This window comes from Variovorax sp. PvP013, from assembly GCF_050435945.1.
GTDB lineage: Bacteria > Pseudomonadota > Gammaproteobacteria > Burkholderiales > Burkholderiaceae_C > Variovorax.
In genome coordinates this window covers 1223189-1246097 of record NZ_JBNDLF010000001.1, presented here as the reverse complement: position 1 = coordinate 1246097, position 22909 = coordinate 1223189, and the positions used below count along the sequence as shown (strand labels likewise).

The following is a 22909-nucleotide window of genomic DNA, read 5'->3' as shown; positions in this document are numbered from 1 at the left end:
GTGCCTCGCCGGCGACCGCCCCCTACACTCGGTCGGATGCTGGTCCTCGGAATCGAATCCTCCTGCGACGAAACGGGCGTGGCCCTGGTCGAAACCCGCGACGGCGGCGCCGTGCCCGTGCTGCGCTCGCACGCCCTGCACAGCCAGATCGCCATGCATCAGGCCTACGGGGGCGTCGTCCCCGAGCTCGCGAGCCGCGACCACATCCGCCGCGTGCTGCCGCTCGCCCGGGCGGTGTTCGACGAAGCCGGCCGGACGCTGGCCGAGGTCGACGTGGTCGCCTACACGCGCGGTCCGGGCCTGGCCGGCGCGCTGCTGGTGGGGGCGGGCGTCGCCTGCGCGCTGGGCGCGGCATTGGACCGGCCGGTGCTGGGCGTGCATCACCTCGAGGGGCACCTGCTGTCGCCGTTCCTCAGCACCGACGCGCCCGAGTTCCCGTTCGTCGCCCTGCTGGTCTCCGGCGGCCACACGCAGTTGATGCGCGTCGACGGCGTCGGCCGCTACGAGATCCTGGGCGAGACGATCGACGACGCCGCCGGCGAGGCCTTCGACAAGTCGGCCAAGCTCATGGGGCTGCCGTACCCGGGCGGTCCGTGGCTCGCCAGGCTGGCCGAGGCGGGCGATCCGGCCGCCTTCAAGTTGCCGCGACCGCTCCTGCACAGCGGCGACCTCGACTTCTCCTTCGCCGGCCTGAAGACCGCCGTGCTGACGCAGGCGAAGAAGCTCGGCGACGACCTGGAGGCGCGCAAGGCCGACCTCGCGGCCTCGACCCAGGCGGCGATCGTCGAGGTGCTGCTGCGCAAGTCCCTGGCCGCGCTCGACCGCACCGGGTTGAAGCGCCTGGTGGTGGCCGGCGGCGTCGGTGCCAACGCGGCGTTGCGCGCGCAGCTGAACGCGGCCTGCGCCGCGCGGCGCGTGCGGGTGCATTACCCGGAACTCCACCTGTGCACCGACAACGGCGCCATGATCGCCATGGCCGCGGCGATGCGCCTGCAGGCCGGCGTGCAGGCGGCCACGACCGGCTATGCCTTCGACGTCAGGCCGCGCTGGCCGCTCGACCGCGTGGCCGACGCCGTGGCCTGACGGGTCACCGCCGACGCCGCGTCGTCAGTGAGGGCCGTCGCCGGCGTCACGGTCCTCGAAGACCATGCCCGGCACGTAGGGCACCGATTCCCGGCGCAAGCGCTCGAACTCCCGCGCGTAGGTGCCGGCGAGCGCCGTCCAGTGCCGGAAGAGGTTGAAGTTCTCGGCGTTGTGTCGCGCGCCGGCGCGGGTGAAGTTCATCGAGCCGAAACCGACCGTGCCCTCGTCCACGACGAGGAACTTGTGGTGCATCACCGGGTAGCGGGCATCGATCCACAGCGGCACGTTCCGGTCGTGGAAGTAGGTGGCGCTGGATTGGGTCAGCGTGGCCTGCGAGCGGTCGAGCACCACCCGCACGTCGACCCCGCGCCGGAAGGCCCGTTCCAGGGCGCGGGCGATGGAGGACGAGGTGAAGTAGTAGCCGGCGATCCACACCCGCGTGCGCGCCGTGCCGATGAGTGCGACGAGCGCCTCGTCGGTGCCGGCGCCGGGCGAGAAGAAGACGTCGACCGTCGCATGGGCGGAAAGAGGTGGGAGCGGCACCGCCGTCGTCGCGGCCGTGGCCGTGGCCGGGGCCGGTGGAGCGGATGCCACGACGTGGTCGACGGGCTTCGTCGGCGACCGCGCCGCGGCCGGTGTCGACGTCAGGAGGAGCGCGACCGCGGCGATCAGCGCCTTCCACAGGGTGGCGGCACGCGGGCGATGCGTGCCGGGCGCGCGGCGAGACGTCGGCATGAGGGAAGGGACGTCGTGCCGACGTCAGTCGTTCTGCGCGGCCAAGGCGGTTTCGACACGGGGCAGCGGCAGGGTCGAGAGCATGTCGCGCCACAGCGCCGACCACACCGGCCAGTCGTGGCCGCCCTCGGTCGTGAAGACATGACCTGCGGGCAGGACGTCGGCCAGCAGCTGATGGTTGGGGGCGAAGCGGTCCGCCAGACCGTGACCGAGGTAGAGCGGAGGCAGTTCCGCCGCCGAGGCCGGATCGGCATAGCGCTGCAGCCAGGGCCAGAGCTTGCGGTCGACCTCCTCGTCGGGCGGCGGGCCTTCGGGGTTCTTCCAGACCCGCAGGCCGCCGGCCTTCTGGATCTCGGCGCCGATCGGGCGGCGGCCGAGGTAGGGCGCGAGGACCACGATGCCTTCGACGAGACCGGGATGCGCCAGTTCGTGCGTCAGGGCGCCGAAACCGCCGATGGAGATGCCCACCAGCCAGATCGACTTGTAGCCCTGGCTGCGGGCCGGTGCCAGCACGTCGTGGGTCAGGCGCGGGATGAACGTCTGGTCGTAGTAATAGGAAACGTTGGCATCGACCAGCATCACGTCTGCCGCGAAGCCTTGCCTGCGCACACCGTTGACGAATCCTTCGCGCTCGAATTCTTCAGGTTTGAGGAAGGCACCAGGCAAGAAAATCAGCAACGTGTCGGCACGATGTCCGGGCGTCAGCGCATGCAGATGTGTATCCAACGGATTCCCCTGAGTGACGGGGACTCCGCTGCCACGGGTTGTCAGCGGTATCGCGACGTCAAATTAATAAATAGGTTCCTGTGTTTGTGTTGAAAAAGTGATTTTTTACACAGGTTGCTTATTCGAACATAAAAACTAGAAATAAGTGACAGCTGACATAAAAAATCAGATTTCGCTGATTGCAAAATTGTAGAAAAAAGTGTTGCAAATAGATTTATTGTCATAAATCTGTTTTCAATTTCAATGACGTCGAAAACCTTGGTTTGCTCGCGGACCAACCTTCGCGAACAGCTCGCTGCCGCAAAACTCCGTCGAGTGTCCTGCAGAAAATCAGTGTATTTTTTCAGCAACACTTTTTTGCACGTATCGCCGCGCGAGTGGGAGCGATAGAAGGCCATCGCGGCCCGTTGTCCGATGGGGCGGTGGGCCGGCGGACGTCTCGTACACTGCCCGGCCTCTCGTCATTGAGCGTCCCGCCATCCTTCGAGCGACCCTCGCGCCTGGATGGCCGGACGCACGCTTCCATGCTCCATCGCCCCGTTCGCCGCCGTCAGGCGCTGAAACTCGCCGCAGCGTCCCTGTGCGCCGCCCTGACCACGGCGACCGCCGTCGCCGACTCGCCGCAGCCCATCCGGCTGGCCCTGATCGAGAGCATGAGCGGCCCCTTCGCCAACACCGGCGAGGCGGTGTTCCGCAACCTCCTGTGGGCGGTCGAGCGCGTCAACGCGCGCGGTGGCATCCCGCTGCCCGGCGGAGCCCGCCTGCTCGCGCTCGACCGCTACGACAGCAAGGGCCAGAACGAGGAGGCGCTGTCGGCCCTGCGGGCGGCCATCGACGACGGCGCGCGCATCGTGCTCCAGGGCAACTCGTCGGCGACGGCCGCGGCGTTGATCGACGCCATCGACAAGAACAACGAGCGCGACCCCGCCCGGCGCGTGCTGTTCCTGAACTACTCGGCGGTCGATCCGGTGCTCACGAACGAGCGCTGCAGCTTCTGGCATTTCCGCTTCGACGCCCATGCCGACATGCGCGTGACGGCGCTCATGCAGATGGTGAAGGAGGACGCGGCTTTGAAGCGCGTCTACCTGATCGGCCAGGACTACAGCTTCGGCCAGGCCGTGCTGCGCGAGTCGAAGCGCCAGCTCGCGGCGCTGCGGCCCGACGTGCAGGTGGTGGGCGACGAACTGCATCCGCTCGGGCGCGTCAAGGATTTCTCGCCCTACGCCAGCAAGATCATCGCCAGCGGCGCGCAGGCCGTGGTGACCGGCAACTGGGGCAACGACCTGACGCTGCTGGTCAAGGCGGCGCGCGAAGCCGGGTTCAACGGCACCTTCTACACGTTCTACGGCAATGCGCTGGGCGCGCCGGCGGCCATCGGCGATGCCGGCATCGGCCGCGTGGTGGCCGTGGCCGACTGGCTGCCGAACGTGCAGACCGCCCCGTCGGAGGCGTTCTACCGCGCCTTCCGCGCGCGCTTCCCGAAGCCGTCCGACGACTACGTGCACATGCGCATGCAGTTGCTGGTGGAGGCATTGGCGCAGGCGATCGGTAATGCCGGCGGCGTCGAGGCCATGGCGGTCGCGCGGGCGCTGGAACGCGCCGACGTGACGCTCGCCGGCCAGCGCGGACGCATGCGCGCGGCCGACCACCAGTTCCAGCAGTCCCTCGTCGTCGGCGTGATGGACCGCCAGGGTGCCGACGGGGTGCGCTTCGACGTCGAGGGTTCGGGCTACGGCTTCCGGGTCGTCAAGACGGTGGCCGCCGAAGGCGCCGAGATGCCCACGACCTGCCGCATGCAACGGCCCTGACGTTCCGCGGCTTCCATCGGGTTGGCCGGCGGCCGCATTCCCATCCTATCCATCGAACCATCTTCCAGGAGGAATCCCCATGCGCCAGGCCATCCACGATCTCCAGGCTTCGAAGATCCGCGAGGTCGCCAATGCCGGCCTGGGGCGCGACGACGTGCTCGCGTTCTGGTTCGGCGAGAGCGACGAGGTCACGCCCGAGCCGGTGCGCCAGGCTGCGATCGAATCGCTGCAACGGGGCGAGACCTTCTACGCCCACAACCTGGGGTTGCCCGAGCTGCGCTCGGCCGTCGCGCGCTACACCAGCGCCCTGCATCCGGCCGTCGACGCGTCGCGCATCGCCATCACTTCCGGCGGCGTGAACGCGCTGATGCTGGCGGTGCAGGCGCTGGTGGATGCCGGCGACGAGGTGGTCGCCATCACGCCGGTCTGGCCGAACCTCGTCGCCCAGCCCGCCATCATGGGCGCGGACGTGCGCTGCGTCGCGTTGCGGCCGGTCGACGGCGCCTGGACGCTGGACCTCGACGCCTTGCGCGACGCCGTCACGCCGCGCACCCGGCTGCTGATCGTCAACGCGCCCAACAACCCCACGGGCTGGACGCTCACGCGAGACGAGCAGCGGGCCATCCTCGACCATTGCCGCGTCACGGGCACCTGGATCCTGGCCGACGAGGTCTACGAGCGGCTGTACTTCGAGCCGACGGCCAACGGCTGCGCGCCCAGCTTCCTCGATCTCGCCGCGCCCGAGGACCGGCTGGTCGTCGCCCACAGCTTCTCGAAGAGCTTCCTGATGACCGGCTGGCGCCTGGGCTGGCTGGTGGTGCCGCCGTCGCTGATCGAGGGCATCGGTAAGCTGATCGAGTTCAACACCTCGTGCGCCAGCGTCTTCACCCAGCGCGCCGGCATCGCCGCGCTGGCCCACGGCGACGAGATCACGCCCCGCGTCGTCGCGCACCTCAAGGCCTGCCGCGACGTGCTGGTGCCGTTGCTCGCCGACCTGCCCGGCGTGCAGGTGGCGCCGGCGCGCGGCGGCATGTACGCGTTCTTCCGGCTCGAAGGCTTCGGCGATTCGCTCGACGTCGCCAAGCGGCTGGTCGCCGAGGCCGGCCTCGGACTCGCCCCCGGCGATGCCTTCGGCCCGGAGGCCGGGGGATGGCTGCGCTGGTGCTTCGCCTCCAGGGATCCGCAGCGCCTGGTGCACGGCGTCGAGCGCCTCGGAAAGTGGCTGGCGGCCCGATGAGGACGGGCGGGCTATAATCCAAAGGCTTTGCATGCCGCAAGGCGCACGGTGCATGCAGTTCCAGCGCACACCGCAAGTCAAACATCCCGGAACAGGAAACACACACATGATCGCAGCCTCCATCAAGGCCGAAGTCGTCAAGGACAACGCCCGCGCCGCCAACGACACCGGCAGCCCCGAAGTCCAGGTCGCACTGCTGACCGCCCGCATCAACGAGCTCACCCCCCACTTCAAGACGCACGCCAAGGACCACCACGGCCGTCGTGGCCTGCTGCGCATGGTGAGCCGCCGCCGCAAGCTCCTCGACTACCTCAAGTCCAAGGACGCCGACCGCTACACCGCACTGATCGCGAAGCTGGGTCTGCGCAAGTAATCCGGTTCGCACGCAAAAAACGCCTGGGTTAGTCCGCTAGCTCAGGCGTTTTTTACTTCGCGAACGGCAACAGATCGTCAATTCCGGAGTGCCGCACAGAGCGAAGCTGTGTCATTCCATCGAAGTTCCGGTGCCTTCGGGCCATGCGAATCTCGCTGGAATGGCATCGTGTTCTGGAAGCGTTCCGATTCCCCCGGCGGAAGCCGTCCGGCGCAGCCCGTTGCTGCGACGGCCGGGTCTCCCGCCCTCAAAACAGGAGCTAACACATGAGCCTCTTCAACAAAGTCACTAAGTCGTTCCAGTGGGGCGGCAAGACCGTCGTCCTCGAAACCGGTGAGATCGCCCGCCAGGCCAGCGGCGCCGTCGTCGTCGACATCGAAGGCACCGTCGTGCTGGCGACCGTGGTCGCTTCCAAGTCGGCCAAGCCCGGCCAGGACTTCTTTCCGCTGACCGTCGACTACATCGAGAAGACCTATGCCGCCGGCAAGATCCCCGGCAGCTTCTTCAAGCGCGAAGCCAAGCCCAGCGAGCACGAGACGCTCACCAGCCGCCTGATCGACCGCCCGATCCGCCCGCTGTTCCCCGAGGGCTTCCTCAACGAAGTGCACGTGGTCATCCACACGCTGTCGCTCAACCCCGAGGTCGACGCCGACATCGCCGCCATGATCGGCGTCTCGGCCGCCCTGTCGGTCTCCGGCATCCCGTTCAGCGGCCCGATCGGCGCGGCCCGCGTCGGCTACATCAACGGCGAATACGTCCTGAATCCGGGCCAGACGGCCCGCAAGGACTCGCAGATGGATCTGGTCGTCGCCGGCACCGAATCGGCCGTGCTGATGGTCGAGTCCGAAGCCCTGCAGTTGAGCGAGGAGGTCATGCTCGGCGGCGTGGTGTTCGGCCACGAACAGGCGGCCATCGCCATCAACGCCATCCACGAACTCGTGCGCGACGCCGGCAAGCCGGTTTGGGACTGGCAGGCCCCGGCCGAGGACGAAGCCTTCGTCGCCAAGGTCAACAGCCTGGCCGAGGAGAAGCTGCGCGCGGTCTACCAGATCCGCAGCAAGCAGGCCCGCACCCAGGCGCTGCGCGAAGCCAACGCCGGCGTGATGGCCGCCCTCAAGGAGAGCGGCGAGCCCTTCGACGCCGGCAAGGTCAGCGACCTGCTGTTCGCGATCGAGAGCCGCATCGTGCGCAGCCAGATCCTCGAAGGCGAGCCGCGCATCGACGGCCGCGACACGCGCACCGTGCGTCCGATCGAGATCCGCAGCTCGGTCCTGCCGCGCACCCACGGCTCGGCGCTGTTCACGCGCGGCGAGACGCAGGCGCTGGTCGTCACCACGCTGGGCACCGAGCGCGACGCGCAGCGCATCGACGCGCTGTCAGGCGACTATGAAGACCGCTTCCTGTTCCACTACAACATGCCTCCCTTCGCCACCGGCGAAGTCGGCCGCATGGGCTCCACCAAGCGCCGCGAGATCGGCCACGGCCGCCTGGCCAAGCGCGCGCTCGTCGCCGTGCTGCCGAGCAAGGAAGACTTCCCCTACACCGTGCGCGTGGTCTCAGAGATCACCGAATCGAACGGCTCCTCGTCGATGGCCTCGGTCTGCGGCGGCTGCCTGTCGCTGATGGACGCCGGCGTGCCCGTGAAGGCGCACGTGGCCGGCATCGCCATGGGCCTGATCAAGGAAGGCAACCGCTTCGCGGTGCTGACCGACATCCTGGGCGACGAGGACCACCTCGGCGACATGGACTTCAAGGTGGCCGGCACGACCGCCGGCATCACCGCGCTGCAGATGGACATCAAGATCCAGGGCATCACCAAGGAGATCATGCAGGTCGCCCTGGCGCAGGCCAAGGAAGCGCGCGTGCACATCCTGGGCAAGATGCAGGAAGCGCAGGGTTCGGCCAATGTCGAGGTGTCGCAGTTCGCGCCCCGCATGACCACGCTCAAGATCAATCCCGAGAAGATCCGCGACGTGATCGGCAAGGGCGGCGCCGTCATCCGCGGCCTGCAGGAAGAGACCGGCACGACGATCAACATCGACGAGGACGGCACCATCACCATTGCCTCGACCGATCCGGAGAAGGCCGAGATCGCCAAGAAGCGCATCGAGCAGATCACGGCGGAAGTCGAGATCGGCAAGGTCTACGAAGGCCCGGTCACCAAGATCCTGGATTTCGGCGCGCTGATCAACCTGCTGCCCGGCAAGGACGGCCTGCTGCACATCAGCCAGATCGCCCACGAGCGCGTCGAGCGCGTGCAGGACTACCTGACCGAAGGCCAGATCGTGAAGGTCAAGGTCCTGGAGACCGACGAGAAGGGCCGCGTCAAGCTGTCCCTCAAGGCCCTGACGGAGCGTCCGGCGGGCATGGAATTCCAGGAGCGCGCACCGCGCGAGGACCGTGGCGGCGAGCGTCGCGAGCGCTCCGACCGTGGGGACCGCAATGACCGTGGCGACCGTGGCGATCGTCAGCCGCGCGGCGAGCGCGCGCCCCGTTTCGACAACAACGGCAACCCGGGTGGTCAGGAACGCGGCGGCGAGCAGCAGCAGCCGCAGCAGCAGTTCCAGCCCCAGCAAGCGTTCCATCTGGAGCAGGCGCAGGTCGAGCCGCAGCAGCGCCCGGTGCCGCAGGACGCTTCGCGCGGCGATCGCAACAACGAACCGCAATCCTGATCCGCACCGGCGGGCGTCGCCCGCCCTGTGGATCGCGCGGCGTTCCCTCGAGGGGCGCCGCGCGCAGCCTGGAGAACCCCATGAAAGCCATCGAGATCACGACCTTCGGCGCGCCCGAAGTCCTGCGCGTCGCCGAGCGGCCCGAGCCGGTCGCGGGCGCCGGTGAACTGCTGATCCGCGTGGCGGCCAGCGGGGTGAATCGGCCGGACGTGCTGCAGCGCACCGGCAACTACCCGGTGCCGCCGGGTGCCTCGGACCTGCCCGGCCTGGAGGTCGCGGGCGAAATCGTCGCCGGCGATGCCGAGGCGATGGCCGCGGCGGGACTGGCCGTCGGCGATCACGTGTGCGCGCTGGTCGCGGGCGGTGGCTATGCGCAATTGTGCGTGGCGCCGGTCGTGCAGTGCCTGCCCGTGCCGCGCGGCTGGAGCGATGTCGAGGCGGCCACGCTGCCCGAGACCTTCTTCACCGTCTGGAGCAACGTCTTCATGCGCGGCCGCCTGCAGAAGGGCGAGACGCTGCTGGTGCAGGGCGGTTCGAGCGGCATCGGCGTCACGGCCATCCAACTCGGCAAGGCCATGGGCGCGACGGTGATCGTCACGGCCGGCAGCGACGACAAGTGCGAAGCCTGCAAGGCCTTCGGCGCCGACCACGCCATCAACTACAAGACGTCCGACTTCGTCGAGGAGGTCAAGCGCCTCACCGGCGGCAAGGGCGTCGACGTGGTGCTCGACATGGTCGCCGGCAGCTACGTGGCGCGCGAGATCGAATGCCTGGCCGACGACGGACGCATCGTCATCATCGCGGTGCAGGGCGGTGTCAAGGGCGAGATCAACGCCGGCCAGGTGCTGCGCCGACGCCTCACCATCACCGGCTCGACCCTGCGGCCCCGGAGCGTGGCCTTCAAGGGCGAGATCGCCCGGGCCTTGCGCGAGACGGTCTGGCCGTTGCTGGAAAACGGGACCGTCAAGCACGCCGTCCACAGCAACTTCGCCGCGCTCGGCGATTCGGCGGATGGCCCCAGCGGAGCCGCTCAAGCCCACACCCTGATGGAATCGAACCAGCACATCGGCAAGATCGTGCTGACCTGGTGAACCCCTAAGAACGAGATCGACATGACGAACAGGAAGCTCATCGCGGGCAACTGGAAGATGAACGGCAGCCTCGCGGTCAACGAGGCGCTCGTCGGTGCCTTGCTGCGCGACATCGGCACGCCGGCCTGCGACGTCGCGCTGTGCGTGCCGTCGCCCTATCTGGCACAGGTGCAGGCCCTGGTGACGGGGTCTCCGCTCGCGCTCGGCGCGCAGGACATCTCCGCCCGGCCGCACGGTGCCTTCACCGGCGAGAAATCCGCTTCGATGCTGAAGGAATTCGGCGTGCTCTACGCCATCGTGGGGCATTCGGAACGGCGCGAATACCACCGCGAGGCCGACGATCACGTGGCGGCGAAGGCGGGCGCCGCGCTCGGCGCGGGCATCACGCCGATCGTGTGCGTCGGCGAGACGCTGGCCGAACGCGAGGCAGGGCGCACCGAGGAGGTCGTGAAGCGGCAACTCGCCGCCGTCATCCATGCCAACGGGCACTGCATCAGCGAAATCGTCGTGGCCTACGAACCGGTCTGGGCCATCGGCACCGGCAAGACGGCGACGCCCGAGCAGGCGCAGTCGGTGCATGCCGTGCTGCGCGCGCAACTCCATCACGCGGCGAGCGACCATGCGGCCGGGATCCGCATCCTCTACGGCGGCAGCATGAACGCCGCCAACGCCGCCGAACTGCTGGCGCAGCCCGACATCGACGGTGGGCTCATCGGCGGCGCCTCGCTCAAGGCGCCGGACTTTCTGCAGATCATCGCTGCGGCCCGCTGAGGCGAGGCGCGGGCGTTTCAACAAGGAGTGACAACAATGAACGTGGTTCTCAATATTCTGGTGGGCGTGCAGATGCTCACCGCGCTGGCGATGATCGGGCTGATCCTGATCCAGCACGGCAAGGGCGCCGACATGGGCGCGGCCTTCGGCAGCGGCAGTGCGGGCAGCCTGTTCGGCGCCAGCGGCAGCGCCAACTTCCTGTCGCGCACGACGGCGGTTCTCGCCGCGGTCTTCTTCGTGACGACCCTGCTGCTGGCCTATTTCAGCCATGCCCGTCCCGCGGGCGGCGGCAGCCTGCTGGAGCGGGCCACGACCGGAACGCCGCTGCCGGCCGCGGCACCTGCCGCGTCGGCACCCGCGTCGACCGGAGCCGCATCGCAGATTCCATCGAGCAACACGATCCCCGTGGCGCCGACGACACCGGCCGTGCAGGCCGTTCCCGCCCCGACCGTGGTGCCGGCTCCGGCGGCGCCGGCTTCCGGCACCGGATCGACGCAATAATCTGTCATGTTCCTTCGATCCGGCTGGAAAACCGGATGTATTTCAGGGTAAACTCGTAAGCTGTCCGGAAAGCCAAAAACTCTTGGGTTCCTCATGCCATCCGGACAGTCAAAACCGCGGTCGTGGTGAAATTGGTAGACACGCTATCTTGAGGGGGTAGTGGCGAAAGCTGTGCGAGTTCGAGTCTCGCCGACCGCACCAAATCTCACCGGCAGGTGTCAGCAAAGCAGCTGATGTCTGTCGGTGGCAAGCGGTGATAGAACAACGATGAACCTCGATTCCTACCTCCCCGTCCTGTTGTTCATCCTGGTCGGCATCGGAGTCGGCATCGCTCCTCAGGCGCTGGGCTATCTGCTCGGCCCCAACCGGCCCGACGCGGCCAAGAATTCCCCCTACGAGTGCGGCTTCGAAGCGTTCGAGAACGCTCGGATGCAGTTCGACGTCCGCTATTACCTCGTTGCGATCCTGTTCATTCTTTTCGATCTCGAGATCGCTTTCCTGTTTCCCTGGGCCGTGGCCTTCACGGAACTCACCGCGCAGGGCGCCACCGCGTTCGTGGCGGTCGTGATCTTTTTGGCGATCCTGGTCGTGGGCTTCGTCTACGAATGGAAAAAGGGCGCCCTTGACTGGGAATAGGAATTGCCTGCGCGGCGTTCGCCGCACCCACGAAGAAACAAGGTACAGCCATGGCCATTGAAGGCGTTTTCAAAGAAGGTTTCGTCACCACGTCGTACGACTCCGTGGTGAACTGGGCGAAAACCGGTTCGCTGTGGCCCATGACCTTCGGTCTGGCCTGCTGCGCCGTGGAAATGATGCACGCGGCGGCGGCGCGTTACGACATCGGCCGTTTCGGCGCCGAGGTGTTCCGTGCCAGCCCTCGTCAATCCGATCTGATGATCGTCGCCGGCACGCTGTGCAACAAGATGGCGCCGGCCCTGCGCAAGGTCTACGACCAGATGGCGGAGCCGCGCTGGGTGCTGTCGATGGGTTCGTGCGCCAACGGCGGCGGCTACTACCACTACAGCTATTCCGTGGTGCGCGGCTGCGATCGCATCGTGCCGGTAGACGTCTACGTGCCCGGCTGCCCGCCGACGGCCGAAGCGCTGATCTACGGGATCATCCAGCTGCAGCAGAAGGTGCGTCGCACCAACACCATCGCGCGCGCTTGAAGGGCCCACATCCATGACAGCTTTTGCGATCGACCCGGCCGCGTTGAAAACGAACGTCGAGCGCGCGCTCGGCGACAAGCTCAAGAGCGCCACGGTGGCCCTGGGCGAACTGACGGTGGTGGTCAAGGCCGCCGACTACCTGGAAGCCATGCGCATCCTTCGCGATGCGCCGGAATGCAGGTTCGAGCAACTGATCGACCTGTGCGGCGTCGACTATTCGGCCTACCGCGACAGCGTCTGGGAAGGCCTGCGCTACGCGGCGGTGGTGCATCTGCTGTCGACGAGTCTGAACCAGCGCGTGCGCGTCAAGGTCTTCTGCGCAGACGACGACTTTCCGGTGCTGCCATCGCTGATGCACCTCTGGAGTTCGGTCAACTGGTTCGAGCGCGAGGCTTTCGACCTCTTCGGCATCGTGTTCGAAGGGCACGAGGACCTGCGCCGCATCCTGACCGACTACGGCTTCATCGGCCATCCGTTCCGCAAGGATTTCCCGCTCAACGGCAACGTCGAGATGCGCTACGACGAAGACCTGAAGCGCGTCGTCTACCAGTCCGTGACCATCGAGTCGCGCGAGGTCACGCCGCGCATCATCCGCGAGGAGAACTACGGGGGCCCGGCATCCAAGGTCGTGCCCCGGTGATCGAACATGGCTGAAATCAAGAACTACACGCTCAACCTGGGCCCGCAGCACCCCGCAGCGCACGGTGTCCTGCGCCTGGTGCTCGAACTCGACGGCGAGGTCGTCCAGCGCGCCGACCCGCACATCGGGTTGCTGCACCGTGCCACCGAGAAACTGGCCGAGGGCAAGACGTACATCCAGTCGCTGCCCTACATGGACCGTCTCGACTACGTGTCGATGATGAGCAACGAGCACGCCTATTGCTTGGCGATCGAGAAGCTCCTGGGCCTCGAGGTGCCGATCCGCGCCCAGTACATCCGCGTCATGTTCGGCGAGATCACGCGCCTGCTCAACCACCTGATGTGGCTGGGCTCGCACGGCAACGACTGCGGCAGTTCGACCATCCTGATCTACGCGTTCCGCGAGCGCGAGGACCTGTTCGACGTCTACGAGGCGGTATCGGGCGCGCGCATGCACGCGGCCTATTTCCGTCCGGGCGGCGTCTATCGCGACCTGCCCGACGCGATGCCGCAGTACAAGGTCAGCAAGATCAAGAACGCCAAGGCACTGGCGCGGATGAACGAGAACCGCAGCGGCTCGGTCCTCGACTTCATCGACGACTTCACGCAGCGCTTCACGAAGCACGTGGAGGAGTACCACACGCTGCTGACCGACAACCGCATCTGGAAGCAGCGCACCGTGGGCATCGGCGTCATGTCGCCCGAGCGCGCGCTCAACCTGGGCCTGACCGGCCCGATGCTGCGCGGCTCGGGCATCGCCTGGGACCTGCGCAAGAAGCAGCCCTACGACGTCTACGACCGCATGGATTTCGACATCCCGGTGGGCAAGACGGGCGACTGCTACGACCGCTACCTGGTGCGCATGGAGGAGATGGTGCAGTCCAACCGCATCATCAAGCAGTGCGTGGACTGGCTCAAGGCCAACCCCGGCCCGGTCATCACCGACAACCACAAGGTGGCCGCGCCCGCGCGGGAGTCGATGAAGGCCAACATGGAAGAGCTGATCCATCACTTCAAGCTCTTCACCGAAGGCTTCCACGTGCCCGAAGGCGAGGCCTACGCGGCGGTGGAACACCCGAAGGGCGAGTTCGGCATCTACCTGATGAGCGATGGCGCCAACAAGCCCTACCGCCTGAAGATCCGCGCTCCCGGCTTCGCCCACCTCGCCGCGCTCGACGAACTCACGCGCGGCCACATGATCGCCGACACCGTGGCCATCATCGGCACGCTCGACATCGTGTTTGGAGAAATCGACCGATGAACGACAGCATTTCCAACCCGGCCGGCGCGCAGCCGTTGTCGGATGCCACGCACCAGCGCTTCGCGCGCGAGATCGCCAAGTACCCGGCCGACCAGGCCCAGTCGGCCGTCATGGCCTGCCTGGCCATCGTGCAGCAGGAGCACGGCCACGTCAGTGCCGATCACGAGAAGGTCGTCGCCGACGTGCTCGGCATGCCGCAGATCGCCGTGCACGAGGTCACGACCTTCTACAACATGTACAACCAGCAGCCGATCGGCCGCTTCAAGCTCAACGTCTGCACCAACCTGCCGTGCCAGCTGCGCGACGGCGAGAAGGCGCTCGCGCACCTCGAGAAGAAGCTGGGCATCGGCATGGGCGGTACGACGGCCGACGGCCTGTTCACGCTGCAGCAGAGCGAATGCCTGGGTGCCTGCGCCGATTCGCCGGTGATGCTGGTCAACGACCGCACGATGTGCAGTTTCATGACCGGTGAGAAGCTCGATCAATTGGTCGACGGGTTGCGCGCCAGCGTGCACGCGCCGGCCTCGAACGGGGAGGCCGCATGACGCCCGACCAAGTCCTGGAACAGTTCCGCGCGACGGGTGTCCAGACCTGCTTCCACGATCGCCACATCGATGCGCAGATCTATGCCGGTCTCGACGGCACGAACTGGCGCTTGGCCGACTACGAGGCACGCGGCGGCTACCAGGCGCTGCGCAAGATCCTGACCGAGGGCATGACGCCCGATCAGGTGATCGCCGAGGTCAAGGGCTCCGGCCTGCGCGGCCGTGGCGGCGCGGGCTTCCCGACCGGACTGAAGTGGAGCTTCATGCCGCGCCAGTTCCCGGGCCAGAAGTACCTCGTCTGCAACTCCGACGAAGGCGAGCCCGGCACCTGCAAGGACCGCGACATCCTGCAGTTCAACCCGCACATCGTGATCGAGGGCATGGCCATCGCGGCCTTCGCCATGGGCATCAGCGTCGGCTACAACTACATCCACGGCGAGATCTTCGGGACCTACGAGCGGTTCGAGGAAGCCCTGGAAGAGGCGAGGGCGGCCGGCTACCTGGGCGACGGCATCATGGGCAGCGGCTACAACTTCCAGTTGCATGCCGCGCACGGTTTCGGCGCCTACATCTGCGGCGAGGAGACGGCCCTGCTGGAGTCGCTCGAAGGCAAGAAGGGGCAGCCGCGCTTCAAGCCGCCGTTCCCGGCCAGCTTCGGCCTCTACGGCAAGCCGACCACCATCAACAACACCGAGACCTTCGCGGCGGTGCCGTGGATCATCCGCAACGGCGGACCGGCCTACCTGGCTTGCGGCAAGCCCAACAACGGCGGCACCAAGATCTATTCGGTCAGCGGCGACGTCGAGTTGCCAGGCAACTACGAAGTGCCCATGGGCACACCGTTCTCCAAGCTGCTCGAACTCGCCGGCGGCGTGCGCAAGGGCCGTCAGCTCAAGGCCGTGATCCCGGGTGGATCGTCTTCGCCCGTGCTGCCCGCGTCCATCATGATGGATTGCACCATGGACTACGACTCGATCGCCAAGGCGGGTTCGATGCTGGGTTCGGGCGCGGTCATCGTCATGGACGACAGCCGTTCGATGGTCGAGTCGCTGCGGCGCCTCTCATACTTCTACATGCACGAGTCCTGCGGCCAATGCACGCCGTGCCGCGAAGGCACGGGCTGGCTCTGGCGCGTGGTCGACCGCATCCACAACGGCCATGGCAAGTCCACCGACATGGATCTGCTCAACTCGGTGGCCGACAACATCCAGGGCCGCACCATCTGCGCGCTGGGCGATGCGGCGGCGATGCCGGTGCGCGCCATGATCAAACATTTCCGCCACGAGTTCGAGGCACTGATTCCGGGCTACGTCGCCAAGACTCCCGCCAACGCCTGAGCACGAAACCGCGACACATCCCTATGGTTGAAATCGAACTCGACGGCAAGAAAGTCGACGTGACCGAAGGCAGCATGATCATGCATGCGGCCGACAAGGCGGGCACGTACATCCCGCACTTCTGCTATCACAAGAAGCTCAGCATCGCGGCCAACTGCCGCATGTGCTTGGTCGACGTGGAGAAGGCGCCCAAGCCGATGCCGGCCTGCGCCACGCCCGTGACGCAGGGCATGATCGTGCGCACCAAGAGCGACAAGGCCATCAAGGCCCAGCAGTCGGTGATGGAGTTCCTCCTCATCAACCACCCGCTGGACTGCCCGATCTGCGACCAGGGCGGCGAGTGCCAGCTGCAGGACCTGGCCGTGGGCTACGGCGGTTCGTCCTCGCGCTACGAGGAGGAGAAACGCGTCGTCTTCCACAAGGACGTCGGCCCGCTGATCAGCATGGAGGAGATGACCCGCTGCATCCATTGCACCCGCTGCGTGCGCTTCGGCCAGGAAGTGGCCGGCGTGATGGAACTGGGCATGATCCATCGCGGCGAGCATTCCGAGATCACGACCGTGGCCGGCGAGACCATCGATTCGGAGCTCTCGGGCAACATGATCGACGTCTGTCCGGTCGGCGCGCTCACGAGCAAGCCGTTCCGCTACAGCGCCCGCACGTGGGAGTTGTCGCGCCGCAAGTCGGTCAGCCCGCACGACTCGACCGGTGCCAACCTGATCGTCCAGGTCAAGAACAACCAGGTCATGCGCGTTGTTCCCCTCGAGAACGAGGACGTCAACGAATGCTGGCTCGCCGACCGGGACCGCTTCTCGTACGAAGCGCTCAACAGCGGCGAGCGCCTGCGCCAGCCCATGCTCAAGCAGGGCGGTCAATGGCAGGCGGTCGACTGGCAGACGGCGCTCGAGTACGTGGCCAACGGCCTGCGCCAGATCAAGGCCGACCATGGTGCGTCGGCGATCGGCGCACTGGTCAGCCCGCACAGCACCGTCGAGGAACTCTCGCTGGCGACCGCGCTGGTGCGCGGCCTGGGCAGCGAGAACATCGACCACCGCCTGCGCAACGCCGACTTCGGAACGTCGAAGAACATCCGCTGGCTCGGCACCTCGATCGCGTCGTTGACGAACCTCCAGCGCGTGCTGGTGATCGGTTCCAACCTGCGCAAGGACCACCCGCTGTTCGCCCAACGCATTCGTCAGGCTGCGCGCAAGGGCGCCGCCGTCGGCGTGATCGCTTCCGAACGCGAACTCGCCACGCACGACGCCTGGGCAATGCCGCTCGCCGAGGTGCACACGGCACCGGCCGGCGACTGGGCGCAGGCGCTCGCGGACGTGGCCGCGGCGATCGGCGCGGAGAAGGGCGAAGCCGCTCCGATGCGTGGCGAGGCGACCGACACCGCCAAGGCGATCGCGACCTCGCTGCTGGGCGGCGAACGCAAGGCCATCCTGCTGGGCAACGCGGCCGCGCATCACGCGGACGCATCGCGCCTGCTGGCGCTGGCGCAGTGGATCGGCGTGCACACCGGCGCCAGCGTCGGCTACCTGACCGAGGCGGCCAACACGGTCGGCGCGCAATGGGTCGGGGCGCTTCCGGGCGCCGATGGCCTGAACGCAGCGCAGATGCTGGCCGGTGGCGCGAAGGCGCTGCTGCTGCTGAACAACGAGCCCGAATTCGACTCCGCCGCCGGTGCCGAGGTGCGCGCCGGACTCGAGCACGCCCAGATGGTCGTCACGCTGAGCCCGTTCAAGGCCAACTTGGCGTTCAGCGACGTGCTGCTGCCGATCTCGCCGTTCTCCGAGACGCCGGGCACCTTCGTCAATGCCGAGGGTCGCATCCAGAGTTTCCACGCCGTTACCAAGCCGCTGGGCGACACCCGTCCGGCCTGGAAGGTGCTGCGCGTGCTGGCCAACCTGCTCGGCCTGAAGGGCTTCGAATTCGAGACCGTGCAGGACGTGCTCGCGCACGTGCTGGGCACGGCCGAGAACCAGAAGGCGACCCACGTGCCGGCGGTCCTGCTCGGCAACGCCGCGCCGGAGAATTTCGATCTGACCTCCGCGCCGGTCGAAGGTGCCGCCGATCCCGTGGTGGCCGCCATCTACGAACTCGACGGGCTGACGCGCCGCGCGCCGTCGCTGCAGCTGACCGCCGACGGACGCGGCAGCCGGCATGCCGCCAAGGGCGTGTCCCAGGGCCAGCACGTGACGCTCGACGAGGTGGCCGCATGATCGATTCGATTCACGCTTTCGGTCAGGGACTGATCTCGGCGCGTTGGTGGACCGCCGGTGGCTGGCCGGTGATCTGGTCGATGATCAAGATCATCTGCGTGCTGCTCCCGCTGCTGGGCGCGGTGGCCTATCTGACATTGTGGGAGCGCAAGTTCCTCGGCTGGATCCAGGTCCGCCACGGACCCAACCGGGTCGGCCCGCTGGGCCTGCTGCAGCCGATCGCCGACGCGCTCAAGCTGCTGACCAAGGAAATCATCAGCCCGTCAGCGGCGAGCCCGGGCCTGTTCCGTCTCGGTCCCGTTATGGCGATCATGCCGGCGCTGGCGGCCTGGGTGGCGATCCCGTTCGGCCCCGAGGCCATCCTGGCCAACGTCAATGCCGGTCTGCTGCTGATCATGGCCATCACCTCGATCGAGGTCTACGGCGTGATCATCGCCGGCTGGGCATCGAACTCGAAGTACGCCTTCCTGGGCGCCATGCGCGCCTCGGCGCAGATGGTGAGCTACGAGATCGCCATGGGCTTCTGCCTGGTGGTGGTGATCATGGTCACGGGCAGCCTGAGGCTGGGCGATGTCGTGAGTTCGCAGGGCATCGGCATGGGTGCCTCCATGGGGCTCGGCTTCCTGTCCTGGAACTGGCTGCCGCTGCTGCCGATCTTCGTCGTCTACGTGATCTCCGGCGTCGCCGAGACCAACCGCCACCCGTTCGACGTCGTCGAGGGCGAGGCGGAGATCGTGGCCGGCCACATGGTCGAGTACTCGGGCATGGGCTTCGCGATCTTCTTCCTGGCGGAGTACGCCAGCATGTGGCTGGTGTCGATCCTGGCGGCCCTGATGTTCCTGGGCGGCTGGCTGTCGCCGGTCGGCTTCCTCGACTTCATTCCCGGCTGGATCTGGCTCGGCCTCAAGACCTTCTTCGTGGTGTCCACCTTCATCTGGATCCGCGGCACCTTCCCGCGCTTCCGCTATGACCAGATCATGCGTCTGGGCTGGAAGATCTTCATTCCGGTCACCCTGGTGTGGCTGCTGGTGGTCGGGGCCTGGATGCAGACGCCCTGGTCCATCTGGAAATAAGCGGAGCAACACACGATGCCTTCATCCACCACGGTCGCCGCGGCGCCGTCGAAGTCCGCCTTCTCGGTCGGGGATTTCCTCAAGAGCTTCATGCTCGCCGAACTGTTCAAGGGCATGGTCCTGACGGGGCGCTATGCGTTCCGCCGCAAGATCACGGTCCAGTTCCCGGAAGAGAAGACGCCGCTGTCGCCGCGCTTCCGCGGCCTGCACGCGCTGCGTCGCTACGAGAACGGCGAGGAGCGCTGCATCGCCTGCAAGCTGTGCGAGGCCGTCTGCCCGGCGGTCGCAATCAGCATCGAGTCGGACGTGCGCGAGGACGGTTCGCGCCGCACCACGCGTTACGACATCGACCTGACCAAATGCATCTTCTGCGGCTTCTGCGAGGAAAGCTGCCCGGTCGACTCGATCGTCGAGACGCACATCCTGGAGTACCACGGCGAGAAGCGGGGCGACCTGTACTTCACCAAGGAAATGCTGCTCGCCGTCGGCGACCGGTACGAGACCGAGATCGCGGCCAACAAGGCCGCGGACGCGAAATACCGTTGAACGACGGACGCCCCAAAGAAAAAAATCCATGGACGTCAAGACCGGCTTCTTCTACCTGTTCTCGATCGTGCTGCTGTTCGCGGCCTTTCGGGTCATCACCGCGCGCAATCCCGTGCATGCGGTGCTCTACCTCATGCTGGCGTTCTCGCAGGCGTCGGCCGTCTGGCTGCTGCTCGAGGCCGAGTTCCTGGCCATCGTGCTGGTGCTGGTGTACCTCGGCGCCGTGATGGTGCTGTTCCTGTTCGTGGTGATGATGCTCGACCTGAACATCGACAGCCTGCGGCAGGGCTTCTGGAAGCACTTCCCGCTGGCGGCGTTCATCGGCGTGGTGATCGCGCTGGAGATGGCGTACGTGCTGATGGGCGGCTTCCGCGAGATGCCGATCGCCGTGCAGGCAGGCGCCGCGCAGGCGTCGAACACGCACGCCCTGGGCATGTTGCTCTACACCGAATACCTCTATCCGGTGCAGATCGCCGCCGTGATCCTGGTGGTCGCCATGATCGCGGCCATCGCGCTCACCCTGCGCGAGCGCAAGGACAGCAAGTTCATCGACGTGAGCACGCAGATCCACGTGAAGGCGCGCGACCGCCTGAGCGTCGTGAAGCTCGACGCCACCCGTGCGGCGCCTCCGGCGCAGACCGAAGCGCCGGCGGCCGCCGCAGCCGTGGAGAAGAAGCCATGACCCTGACCCTCTCGCACTACCTGACGCTGGGCGCGATCCTGTTCGCGATGTCGGTGATCGGCATCTTCCTCAACCGCAAGAACCTGATCGTCCTGCTGATGTGCGTCGAGCTGATGCTGCTGGCCGTCAACATGAACTTCGTCGCGTTCTCCCATTACCTGGGCGACATGCACGGACAGATCTTCGTGTTCTTCATCCTGACCGTGGCGGCCGCCGAGTCGGCCATCGGACTGGCCCTCCTGGTACTGTTGTTCCGCAACAAGTCGACCATCAGCGTCGACGAGTTGAACTCGCTCAAGGGCTGAGGCTTTCCATATGAGCGCAACTCTCTCCGCATCCACGCTGCTGGCCGTCCCGCTGGCTCCCCTGGTGGGCGCCGCCCTGGCCGGCCTGTTCGGCACGAAGTTCGGCGGCAACCACATCGGCCGCAAGGTCACGCACTCGCTGACCATCCTGGGCGTGCTGATCGCCTTCGTCATCTCGGCGATGACGCTCAAGAGCGTCGTCACCGACGGTGCCCGCTTCAACGAGACGCTCTACACCTGGATGGTGGTGGGCGGCCTGAAGATGGAAGTCGGCTTCCTGGTCGACGGCCTGACCGCCATGATGATGTGTGTGGTGACCTTCGTGTCGCTGATGGTGCACATCTACACCATCGGCTACATGGAGGAGGACGAGGGCTACAACCGCTTCTTCGCCTACATCTCGCTGTTCACCTTCTCCATGCTGATGCTCGTGATGAGCAACAACATGCTCCAGCTGTTCTTCGGCTGGGAGGCGGTGGGCCTGGTGTCGTACCTGCTGATCGGTTTCTGGTTCAACAAGCCGACGGCGATCTTCGCCAACATGAAGGCCTTCCTGGTCAACCGCGTGGGCGACTTCGGCTTCATCCTGGGCATCGGCCTGATCGCGGCCTATGCCGGTACGCTGAACTACGGTGAGGCCTTCGCCAAGGCCGACGCGCTGGCCGCCCTGACCTTCCCGGGCACGCAGTGGATGCTGGTGACGGTGATCTGCATCTGCCTGTTCATCGGCGCGATGGGCAAGAGCGCGCAGTTCCCGCTGCACGTCTGGCTGCCCGACTCGATGGAAGGCCCGACGCCCATCTCCGCGCTGATCCACGCCGCGACGATGGTGACGGCCGGCATCTTCATGGTGGCGCGCATGTCGCCGCTGTTCGAGCTGAGCGACACGGCATTGAGCTTCATCCTGGTGATCGGCGCCATCACGGCACTGTTCATGGGCTTCCTGGGCATCATCCAGAACGACATCAAGCGCGTCGTCGCCTATTCGACGCTGTCGCAGCTGGGCTACATGACGGTGGCGCTCGGTGCCTCGGCGTACTCGGTGGCGGTGTTCCACCTGATGACGCACGCGTTCTTTAAGGCGTTGCTGTTTCTCGGCGCCGGGTCGGTCATCATCGGCATGCATCACAACCAGGACATCCGCTGGATGGGCGGCGTGCGCAAGTACATGCCCATCACCTGGATCACCTCGCTGCTGGGTTCGCTGGCACTGATCGGCACGCCGCTGTTCTCGGGCTTCTACTCCAAGGACAGCATCATCGAGGCGGTTCACGAGAGCCATCTGGCCGGCGCCGGCTTCGCGTACTTCGCCGTGCTCGCGGGCGTCTTCGTGACGGCGTTCTACTCGTTCCGCATGTACTTCCTGGTCTTCCACGGCAAGGAACGCTACGACCAGAATCCGGACGCGCACCATGCGCATCACTCCGACGAGGAACCGCTCGACGGCCACGACGACGGTCACGCCGCGCATGCCACGGCCCACGCGACGACGCCGCACGACGCACATCACGGCCATGGTCACGACGAGAAGCCGCACGAGTCGCCCTGGGTGGTCTGGCTGCCGCTGGTGCTGCTGGCCATCCCGTCGGTGGTCATCGGATTCTTCACCATCGAGCCGATGCTCTACGGCGAGTTCTTCAAGGACGCGATCTTCTTCAACCTCGACAAGCATGCCGCGATGCGCGAGATGGAAGAGGCCTTCCACGGTCCGATGGCGATGGCGCTGCACGGCCTGACGACGGCGCCGTTCTGGCTGGCGCTCGCTGGCGTCGCGCTGTCGTACTACATGTACATGATCAACCCGGCGCTGCCGGCGGCGATCAAGCGCGGTTTCGGCCCGGTCTATCGTCTGCTGGAAAACAAGTACTACCTCGACTGGATCAACGAGAACATCGTGGCGCGCGGCACGCGGGCGCTGGGCACCGCCTTCTGGAAGGGCGGCGACCAGGCCCTCATCGACGGCGCGATCGTCAACGGCTCGTGGCGCACCATCGGCCGCATCGCCGGCGCGGTGCGCGGCGTGCAGTCGGGTTACATCTATCACTACGCGATGGCGATGTTGCTGGGCATCTTCCTGCTCATGACGTATTTCGTCTGGTTCAACAAATAAGCGCTGCGCTGGAGAACAAT

General features: G+C 66.5%; 22 protein-coding genes and 1 tRNA gene. 21 read left to right on the top strand and 2 right to left on the bottom strand.

The window, feature by feature from the left end; genetic code table 11:
* Window positions 1-36: 36 nt before the first annotated feature.
* On the top strand, window positions 37-1083 hold the full coding sequence (tsaD, locus tag ABID77_RS05935) for a tRNA (adenosine(37)-N6)-threonylcarbamoyltransferase complex transferase subunit TsaD (RefSeq protein ID WP_429592221.1): 1047 nt from the start codon (window positions 37-39) through the stop codon (window positions 1081-1083).
* Between the two features lie 24 nt (window positions 1084-1107).
* Here the strand turns inward: tsaD and ABID77_RS05930 are convergent, their stop codons facing one another.
* Both ABID77_RS05930 and ABID77_RS05925 read right to left on the bottom strand, forming a co-directional pair.
* Window positions 1108-1818 (bottom strand): phospholipase D family protein, encoded by a 711-nt coding sequence (locus ABID77_RS05930; protein ID WP_429592218.1) that lies wholly within the window; start codon window positions 1816-1818, stop codon window positions 1108-1110.
* A gap of 24 nt (window positions 1819-1842) precedes the next feature.
* Window positions 1843-2400, bottom strand: a complete 558-nt coding sequence (locus ABID77_RS05925; RefSeq protein WP_429592215.1) for an alpha/beta hydrolase — start codon at window positions 2398-2400, stop codon at window positions 1843-1845.
* A gap of 668 nt (window positions 2401-3068) precedes the next feature.
* On the opposite strand from ABID77_RS05925, the gene ABID77_RS05920 reads away from it, so the two are divergent.
* The 20 genes from ABID77_RS05920 to nuoL all read left to right on the top strand — a co-directional run bounded on the left by ABID77_RS05920 (window position 3069) and on the right by nuoL (window position 22889).
* Window positions 3069-4352 (top strand): branched-chain amino acid ABC transporter substrate-binding protein, encoded by a 1284-nt coding sequence (locus ABID77_RS05920; protein ID WP_429592212.1) that lies wholly within the window; start codon window positions 3069-3071, stop codon window positions 4350-4352.
* 79 nt (window positions 4353-4431) lie between these two features.
* Complete coding sequence (locus ABID77_RS05915) at window positions 4432-5589, top strand: pyridoxal phosphate-dependent aminotransferase (protein WP_429592209.1); 1158 nt, start codon at window positions 4432-4434, stop codon at window positions 5587-5589.
* Between the two features lie 106 nt (window positions 5590-5695).
* The gene (gene rpsO / locus ABID77_RS05910) at window positions 5696-5962 is read left to right on the top strand and encodes a 30S ribosomal protein S15 (protein WP_007837783.1); all 267 of its coding nucleotides are present in this window, start codon (window positions 5696-5698) and stop codon (window positions 5960-5962) included.
* Between the two features lie 266 nt (window positions 5963-6228).
* Window positions 6229-8634: a polyribonucleotide nucleotidyltransferase gene (gene pnp / locus ABID77_RS05905; RefSeq protein ID WP_429592206.1), complete on the top strand. Its 2406-nt coding sequence runs from the start codon at window positions 6229-6231 to the stop codon at window positions 8632-8634.
* An 80-nt stretch (window positions 8635-8714) separates the two neighbouring features.
* Entirely contained in the window at window positions 8715-9725 is a 1011-nt protein-coding gene (locus tag ABID77_RS05900) for an NAD(P)H-quinone oxidoreductase (protein ID WP_429592202.1), read from the top strand.
* 21 nt (window positions 9726-9746) lie between these two features.
* Window positions 9747-10496: a triose-phosphate isomerase gene (gene tpiA, locus ABID77_RS05895; RefSeq protein WP_429592199.1), complete on the top strand. Its 750-nt coding sequence runs from the start codon at window positions 9747-9749 to the stop codon at window positions 10494-10496.
* A gap of 36 nt (window positions 10497-10532) precedes the next feature.
* The gene (secG, locus tag ABID77_RS05890; RefSeq protein ID WP_429592196.1) at window positions 10533-10997 is read left to right on the top strand and encodes a preprotein translocase subunit SecG; all 465 of its coding nucleotides are present in this window, start codon (window positions 10533-10535) and stop codon (window positions 10995-10997) included.
* 116 nt (window positions 10998-11113) lie between these two features.
* Window positions 11114-11198: transfer RNA gene (locus tag ABID77_RS05885), tRNA-Leu, on the top strand.
* 66 nt (window positions 11199-11264) lie between these two features.
* Window positions 11265-11633, top strand: a complete 369-nt coding sequence (locus tag ABID77_RS05880; protein WP_429592194.1) for an NADH-quinone oxidoreductase subunit A — start codon at window positions 11265-11267, stop codon at window positions 11631-11633.
* A gap of 50 nt (window positions 11634-11683) precedes the next feature.
* Window positions 11684-12166: a NuoB/complex I 20 kDa subunit family protein gene (locus tag ABID77_RS05875; RefSeq protein ID WP_140839331.1), complete on the top strand. Its 483-nt coding sequence runs from the start codon at window positions 11684-11686 to the stop codon at window positions 12164-12166.
* A 13-nt stretch (window positions 12167-12179) separates the two neighbouring features.
* Window positions 12180-12806, top strand: coding sequence for an NADH-quinone oxidoreductase subunit C (locus ABID77_RS05870; RefSeq protein ID WP_429592191.1), 627 nt, complete (start codon window positions 12180-12182; stop codon window positions 12804-12806).
* 6 nt (window positions 12807-12812) lie between these two features.
* On the top strand, window positions 12813-14066 hold the full coding sequence (locus ABID77_RS05865; RefSeq protein ID WP_429592188.1) for an NADH-quinone oxidoreductase subunit D: 1254 nt from the start codon (window positions 12813-12815) through the stop codon (window positions 14064-14066).
* Window positions 14063-14611 carry an NADH-quinone oxidoreductase subunit NuoE gene (gene nuoE, locus ABID77_RS05860; RefSeq protein WP_429592186.1) on the top strand — a complete coding sequence of 183 codons (549 nt, stop codon included), beginning with the start codon at window positions 14063-14065 and terminating at the stop codon, window positions 14609-14611. Before ABID77_RS05865 ends, nuoE begins: the two co-directional genes overlap by 4 nt.
* Window positions 14608-15948: an NADH-quinone oxidoreductase subunit NuoF gene (nuoF, locus tag ABID77_RS05855; RefSeq protein WP_429592184.1), complete on the top strand. Its 1341-nt coding sequence runs from the start codon at window positions 14608-14610 to the stop codon at window positions 15946-15948. The genes nuoE and nuoF overlap by 4 nt, the downstream gene beginning before the upstream one ends.
* A gap of 23 nt (window positions 15949-15971) precedes the next feature.
* Complete coding sequence (nuoG, locus tag ABID77_RS05850; protein ID WP_429592182.1) at window positions 15972-18173, top strand: NADH-quinone oxidoreductase subunit NuoG; 2202 nt, start codon at window positions 15972-15974, stop codon at window positions 18171-18173.
* Window positions 18170-19246, top strand: coding sequence for an NADH-quinone oxidoreductase subunit NuoH (gene nuoH, locus ABID77_RS05845; RefSeq protein ID WP_429592179.1), 1077 nt, complete (start codon window positions 18170-18172; stop codon window positions 19244-19246). The genes nuoG and nuoH overlap by 4 nt, the downstream gene beginning before the upstream one ends.
* 15 nt (window positions 19247-19261) lie before the next feature.
* Window positions 19262-19792 carry an NADH-quinone oxidoreductase subunit NuoI gene (nuoI, locus tag ABID77_RS05840; RefSeq protein ID WP_429592177.1) on the top strand — a complete coding sequence of 177 codons (531 nt, stop codon included), beginning with the start codon at window positions 19262-19264 and terminating at the stop codon, window positions 19790-19792.
* 28 nt (window positions 19793-19820) lie between these two features.
* A complete protein-coding gene (locus tag ABID77_RS05835; RefSeq protein ID WP_429592175.1) occupies window positions 19821-20474 on the top strand; it encodes an NADH-quinone oxidoreductase subunit J in 654 nt (217 codons plus the stop codon).
* Window positions 20471-20779, top strand: coding sequence for an NADH-quinone oxidoreductase subunit NuoK (gene nuoK / locus ABID77_RS05830; RefSeq protein WP_429592172.1), 309 nt, complete (start codon window positions 20471-20473; stop codon window positions 20777-20779). Before ABID77_RS05835 ends, nuoK begins: the two co-directional genes overlap by 4 nt.
* A 10-nt stretch (window positions 20780-20789) precedes the next feature.
* The gene (gene nuoL / locus ABID77_RS05825; protein WP_429592169.1) at window positions 20790-22889 is read left to right on the top strand and encodes an NADH-quinone oxidoreductase subunit L; all 2100 of its coding nucleotides are present in this window, start codon (window positions 20790-20792) and stop codon (window positions 22887-22889) included.
* The last annotated feature ends 20 nt before the right edge of the window (window positions 22890-22909 follow it).

Bases quoted from the DNA above. Each gene is read 5' to 3' on its own strand.
- tsaD (WP_429592221.1), top strand. From the start codon at position 37: ATGCTGGTCCTCGGAATCGAATCCTCCTGCGACGAAACGGGCGTGGCC.
- ABID77_RS05930 (WP_429592218.1), bottom strand. From the start codon at position 1,818: ATGCCGACGTCTCGCCGCGCGCCCGGCACGCATCGCCCGCGTGCCGCC.
- ABID77_RS05920 (WP_429592212.1), top strand. From the start codon at position 3,069: ATGCTCCATCGCCCCGTTCGCCGCCGTCAGGCGCTGAAACTCGCCGCA.
- ABID77_RS05915 (WP_429592209.1), top strand. From the start codon at position 4,432: ATGCGCCAGGCCATCCACGATCTCCAGGCTTCGAAGATCCGCGAGGTC.
- rpsO (WP_007837783.1), top strand. From the start codon at position 5,696: ATGATCGCAGCCTCCATCAAGGCCGAAGTCGTCAAGGACAACGCCCGC.
- pnp (WP_429592206.1), top strand. From the start codon at position 6,229: ATGAGCCTCTTCAACAAAGTCACTAAGTCGTTCCAGTGGGGCGGCAAG.
- ABID77_RS05900 (WP_429592202.1), top strand. From the start codon at position 8,715: ATGAAAGCCATCGAGATCACGACCTTCGGCGCGCCCGAAGTCCTGCGC.
- tpiA (WP_429592199.1), top strand. From the start codon at position 9,747: ATGACGAACAGGAAGCTCATCGCGGGCAACTGGAAGATGAACGGCAGC.
- secG (WP_429592196.1), top strand. From the start codon at position 10,533: ATGAACGTGGTTCTCAATATTCTGGTGGGCGTGCAGATGCTCACCGCG.
- ABID77_RS05880 (WP_429592194.1), top strand. From the start codon at position 11,265: ATGAACCTCGATTCCTACCTCCCCGTCCTGTTGTTCATCCTGGTCGGC.
- ABID77_RS05875 (WP_140839331.1), top strand. From the start codon at position 11,684: ATGGCCATTGAAGGCGTTTTCAAAGAAGGTTTCGTCACCACGTCGTAC.
- ABID77_RS05870 (WP_429592191.1), top strand. From the start codon at position 12,180: ATGACAGCTTTTGCGATCGACCCGGCCGCGTTGAAAACGAACGTCGAG.
- ABID77_RS05865 (WP_429592188.1), top strand. From the start codon at position 12,813: ATGGCTGAAATCAAGAACTACACGCTCAACCTGGGCCCGCAGCACCCC.
- nuoE (WP_429592186.1), top strand. From the start codon at position 14,063: ATGAACGACAGCATTTCCAACCCGGCCGGCGCGCAGCCGTTGTCGGAT.
- nuoF (WP_429592184.1), top strand. From the start codon at position 14,608: ATGACGCCCGACCAAGTCCTGGAACAGTTCCGCGCGACGGGTGTCCAG.
- nuoG (WP_429592182.1), top strand. From the start codon at position 15,972: ATGGTTGAAATCGAACTCGACGGCAAGAAAGTCGACGTGACCGAAGGC.
- nuoH (WP_429592179.1), top strand. From the start codon at position 18,170: ATGATCGATTCGATTCACGCTTTCGGTCAGGGACTGATCTCGGCGCGT.
- nuoI (WP_429592177.1), top strand. From the start codon at position 19,262: ATGCCTTCATCCACCACGGTCGCCGCGGCGCCGTCGAAGTCCGCCTTC.
- ABID77_RS05835 (WP_429592175.1), top strand. From the start codon at position 19,821: ATGGACGTCAAGACCGGCTTCTTCTACCTGTTCTCGATCGTGCTGCTG.
- nuoK (WP_429592172.1), top strand. From the start codon at position 20,471: ATGACCCTGACCCTCTCGCACTACCTGACGCTGGGCGCGATCCTGTTC.
- nuoL (WP_429592169.1), top strand. From the start codon at position 20,790: ATGAGCGCAACTCTCTCCGCATCCACGCTGCTGGCCGTCCCGCTGGCT.